This window comes from Ferroglobus sp. (genome assembly GCF_015521575.1).
GTDB lineage: Archaea > Halobacteriota > Archaeoglobi > Archaeoglobales > Archaeoglobaceae > Ferroglobus.
In genome coordinates, this window is the sequence record NZ_WANY01000170.1 from 1 (window position 1) to 4,368 (window position 4,368).

Genomic DNA, 4,368 nt, shown 5'->3' on the forward strand with positions numbered 1-4,368 from the left:
AATTAAGATAATCATGATGCTATTTCATTATAACATCCTTTCAAACTCAAACCTCCACTCCCCGTTTTTCAGCCTCTCCCTCAGCTCCTTCAGCGTTATTTCACCTTTGTTCAGCATCTCCTCAACTTTTTTCCATTCATGCTCGTGCCTGTAACTCCTGCCCAGCATCTCGCTGAGAAGTTTATCCACAGCTGAAAAGTAAAGAGTCATTATTCCCAGCCTCTTCGCGATGTGCAGAGCCTCGCTGTTCCAGCCAAGTCCTATCATGAGCGGCAGTACATTCCTTCTCTCTCCAAAAGCCGCTCTTACTCTGTCATCAAAGGCCATTACATCCTCCGGCTTTACCATGCGGTACTTGCATTCTATCGGAATTACTATATCGAGCGTTTCCCTTCCGGATGCCATCACATCGAAGGAGTAGAACGTTCCCCTTATCAGAACATCGAATTCGATTTTCCTCCCCTGCTCCGTGACTATCCACACATTCGTTACCTTAGCCTCTCTGAAGACGAAGGGTATTGTGAATTTGCTCAGCTCCGGATTTTTCCTTAGCTCTTCTGATGTGCACAGAACCTCGAAAACCCTCGCCACGAGCTTTTCGTAGAAAGCACCTATGACAGTTTTGATGTTCACCCTTTCAAGCGATTTTTTGATAGCAGCTTTCAGAGCTTCAACCCAGTCCGAATCGAGATCAACGAGAAAGCTCTCATAGCCAAAACCAGACTAAGATTTTGGCACTACATAGCCCAACCAGTCTATGAACGAATCTCTCTTGAATTCTGGCACGGAAATGTGAACATCCGTCTTTCCATCGACTGTCTCAACCCTTATCTCGACGGGTATGTACTTCGCAACTCTCTTCAGATGGTACTTCGCCTCGTCAGGCGTCGCTGCAGTCTCGGATAAAATCCTGCTCAGCGGAACCGCCTTCTCGCTCTTGACAAGATCTCTCGCTGTCCTGAGAAGCTCGCTGTTCCTTATGTAGTGCTCCCTGAAATTTTCCAACTGTTTTTCCGTGAAGTACCACACCCATTTCCCGTCGAGCTTGAAACCACGCAGCCCGTGCTTCCTCAGGGGCTTCAGCACAGCTCTCGTTATCGAGCTTATCGCGTTGTAGTAGTCCTGCCTGCTCTCTATTCTGTAAGCGTTGTATCTTCTGCAGATCTCTTCCACGATCTCTCCTGCGGTCATTGCCCTCTCCGCATTTCTGAGCACTTCAAGAACCATCTCTTTTTTCGTCCTTTCATTCACTCTCTCCTCATACTGGATGAACTTCACGGAAACGTGGTTTCCATCCACATCAAAGCTCAGAATCTGTCCGGCGCAATCTGCTGGAGCGTAGAAGTACACGTTGACTGTCCTGCTCCTAATGCTGGCATATGGCGATGCAGGGTAGTTCTCTAGCTTAACCTGTCTCTCAGATCTCGAGAGCTTTCCCTTTTTGAAGAGGGCTCTCAAAGCGTATTCTATCTTATCCGCATTCCTCCAGTTGTTTGATCTTGCTGCATCTCTCTTCTCCAGGATGTTGAACGCACGTTTAAGATCACCTATGCATACCGGTCTTTTCTTGCTTTCGTATAACTCCAAGAGCATCTCCAGTACAGATCTCTGGGTTATGCGCATGTTTTTATTCTTATTCTGGTGCTGATCAGAAATCATGTGACGTTTCAGGTGACAGCTCTCCGATCTTGCCCGGTTCGAGTTCATCGATTAGTACAAAACGGGCCCATTCGAAATCCTTTTTAGACTCGTTTCGAAGTGAATAATACTCTCTCAAAGCTTCATTTTGACGAAGGCGCTAAGGTTGGGGATCAATTCCTTAGCTCTCTCAAGAACGCTTTTATTTACTGTTAGCGTTAATTTTATTTTGTATTGGTTCATACGTGTGAATAAAAATAAGAGCTACCATTAATTGCTGAAGTGGTTAATTTGTAAGCCCTTCCTTCGACCTCATCTATCCCAAACTCCTTCAGAGCTTTCTCAAAAAATGCAGTTCGAGTTCTCATCTATCTTTTTTCTGAGAAACTCTTCGATTTCGATTATGTCCTGCTTCGTGAGAAGCTGGGATTCGAGGTATTCCACCCTTCTCTTGAGCTGTTCAAGGTCTTTCGCAAGCTGTTCGAGTGTGATTTTTGCCATGGGAGTAAGTTAGTTCGAGAGGTGATAAAGTTAGCGGAAGAACTTTCGTTCCGAACCCGATAATTTTCAAGTTCTCTCCTAACGCTGCACTTTAAATCTCTAAGACCTTCAAAAGGTCGTTTATCTTCTCTATTTCGAAATCGCAAAGGTAGCCTTCTGATGAAGCGGGTTTGAATGCACTTTTAAATTTCACTCTAACCGCTGTGATATCCTTCACAGCGTTTTTGACCTCGTTTATTGCTGAAGGTTTATCGTCAACGAACACGATCTCTCCAAAGTTAACATTGTACTTGTTAGCGACGATTTTGATTGCTTCTACTCGATTTTTAGCATCTTCTCCGACGATGAAAATTTCGTCGAAGTATTTGGAGAGACCACTTTTCTTGATTCTCATTCTTTTTATACTCTTCAACCCGTCGTTTCCAGCGACGATAACCAACCTTTTCCCTTTATTTTTGAGAACTTCTAAAGTCTCTGCACAGTTTTCTACGACAAAACTTTTTTCGGCTCTCATAACCCAGTAGAACCTCAAAAGGTCTTCCAAAGCTTTATTGTCCAATTTCAAGTTGAATTCTGCGAAGAGCATCGTCCACCAGCTTTTCCGATCGTAATTTTCAAGATAATCCCACAAATTCTCGTACTCTAAAGCTCTTTTTACGAATTCGGTAACGCTCTCTCCTTTCAAACCAACTTTCACCGCTATCGATTTGTAAATTTCCGGTAGACAGGAATAGCTGTCCACCAACGTCCCGTCGAAATCGAAAATGAAAATTTTACGGTCAACCATCCTGTTGTCCTCTAATCTCCTTAATTGACATCAACGCGAGACTCATCTCTTTCTCTACGTGCTTTTTTAACTCATGATATACGAGCTCCTTAATGTACTTGACCGAATTCCCATCGAGCTCTTTTGCAAGTTTAATTGCATCTTCAAGCTCTCCAAAGCTTTGAACGATTCCAAGTTCGTAAGCTTTCTCCGCTGTAATTCTTTCTGCACTCATGAGAAGGTAAAGCGCTTTTTTCAATCCGATAACCCTCGGTAGCAAGTATGAAATACCCATGTCCGGAGCGATTCCAAGTTTTGCAAAACCCGTTGAAAATACCGCGTTCTCGTCGGCAATCACCGAATCACAAGCTAAAGCTATGCTGAATCCGGCACCGATTGCGTACCCTTTAACGAATGCGATAACCGGTTTCGGATAAGAGCAGATTTTTAAAATCAGCGAGTTCGCAAGCTCTGCAAATTCCTCTATCTCTTTTTCTTCAGCATTTCTGAAATAGTCGAGATCTATGCCCGAGCAAAAACTCGGTTCTCCGTAAATTACCACAGCATTTTTGCAGGACTCGAAATCTTCGTAGATTTCTTTTAGGTGATCAAGATCGAGTGCGTTGTGCTTCTTAGGTCTTTTGAATTTAACGACATCCACGTCCATGGAAGAAAGCGATAGTCTCTAAAGAAAACACTACCGGTTTAACAGTTTGTAAACAGTGAAATATTTCTCGTCGGAAAGTGAAGGTTGGAATATGATAGTTGAAAAAATCGTAAGGGTTGAAGGTATGAGCTGCGTTAGCTGTGCGAAGGCTGTTGAAAACGCTTTGAAGTCAGTGGAAGGCGTTAAGGGTGTTGAAGTAAATCTGGAGGAGGGAATTGCGAAAATTCAATTCGACGATGAGTTCGTAAACATTGAGAAAATAGCTGAAAAGATTGAAAAGATTGGGTATAAGTTCGGAGGGGTAGTTAGCTAAGCTCACCGCTACGTCGGAGCGAAAATTTTCGGATCCTTTAGCTTTTCTTTTTCATCCATTTTTACCACCTCTTTGTAATTGTGTATCAAAGTGACAAAGTAGCATAAAAAGTTTTCGCTCGGAAGTTAGTCTCGGCAACTTAGCCAGCTTAAGTGATTGCAACGGGGTTTTTTGTTACGATTTAGGCAAAAGCGGTTTAAACTAAGCTACGCTTTTCGATAGGCTTCACTTTAATTCCAAGCCTAAGTTTTCGAGAGCCTTCAAAATTGAACGGATACTTTTTACACCAAATGTTGTTGTCAGCAACCAACGGGGGAGTGAAGAGCCCTATTATCGAAATGATTAAATATAAACAACTATTAACGTAAGAACTCGAAAAATTCGAGTTGCGAGAGAAGCAGACAGAACGGTGAAAAATTATCGCAGATATTTAACCATTCACTTGCTTGGTTAATCATCTAAAAAAATTTTATAAATTTAGAG

Annotated in this window: 6 protein-coding genes; 1 reads left to right on the forward strand and 5 read right to left on the reverse strand. The window is 42.7% G+C overall.

Going from position 1 to position 4,368, the window contains the following annotated elements:
* Positions 1-27: 27 nt before the first annotated feature.
* From F7C14_RS06935 to F7C14_RS06955, 5 genes are all read right to left on the reverse strand, one after another.
* Complete coding sequence (locus F7C14_RS06935; RefSeq protein ID WP_290901278.1) at positions 28-633, reverse strand: hypothetical protein; 606 nt, start codon at positions 631-633, stop codon at positions 28-30.
* Positions 634-723: 90 nt separating this feature from the next.
* Complete coding sequence (locus F7C14_RS06940) at positions 724-1,593, reverse strand: hypothetical protein (RefSeq protein ID WP_290901280.1); 870 nt, start codon at positions 1,591-1,593, stop codon at positions 724-726.
* A 387-nt stretch (positions 1,594-1,980) separates the two neighbouring features.
* Positions 1,981-2,139, reverse strand: coding sequence for a hypothetical protein (locus F7C14_RS06945; protein WP_290901282.1), 159 nt, complete (start codon positions 2,137-2,139; stop codon positions 1,981-1,983).
* A 91-nt stretch (positions 2,140-2,230) separates the two neighbouring features.
* Positions 2,231-2,926: an HAD family hydrolase gene (locus tag F7C14_RS06950; protein ID WP_290901284.1), complete on the reverse strand. Its 696-nt coding sequence runs from the start codon at positions 2,924-2,926 to the stop codon at positions 2,231-2,233.
* On the reverse strand, positions 2,919-3,572 hold the full coding sequence (locus F7C14_RS06955) for an enoyl-CoA hydratase/isomerase family protein (RefSeq protein WP_290901286.1): 654 nt from the start codon (positions 3,570-3,572) through the stop codon (positions 2,919-2,921). The genes F7C14_RS06950 and F7C14_RS06955 overlap by 8 nt, the downstream gene beginning before the upstream one ends.
* A gap of 91 nt (positions 3,573-3,663) precedes the next feature.
* Between F7C14_RS06955 and F7C14_RS06960 the strand changes: the two genes are divergently transcribed.
* Positions 3,664-3,885, forward strand: a complete 222-nt coding sequence (locus tag F7C14_RS06960) for a heavy-metal-associated domain-containing protein (protein ID WP_290901288.1) — start codon at positions 3,664-3,666, stop codon at positions 3,883-3,885.
* Positions 3,886-4,368: the final 483 nt, after the last annotated feature.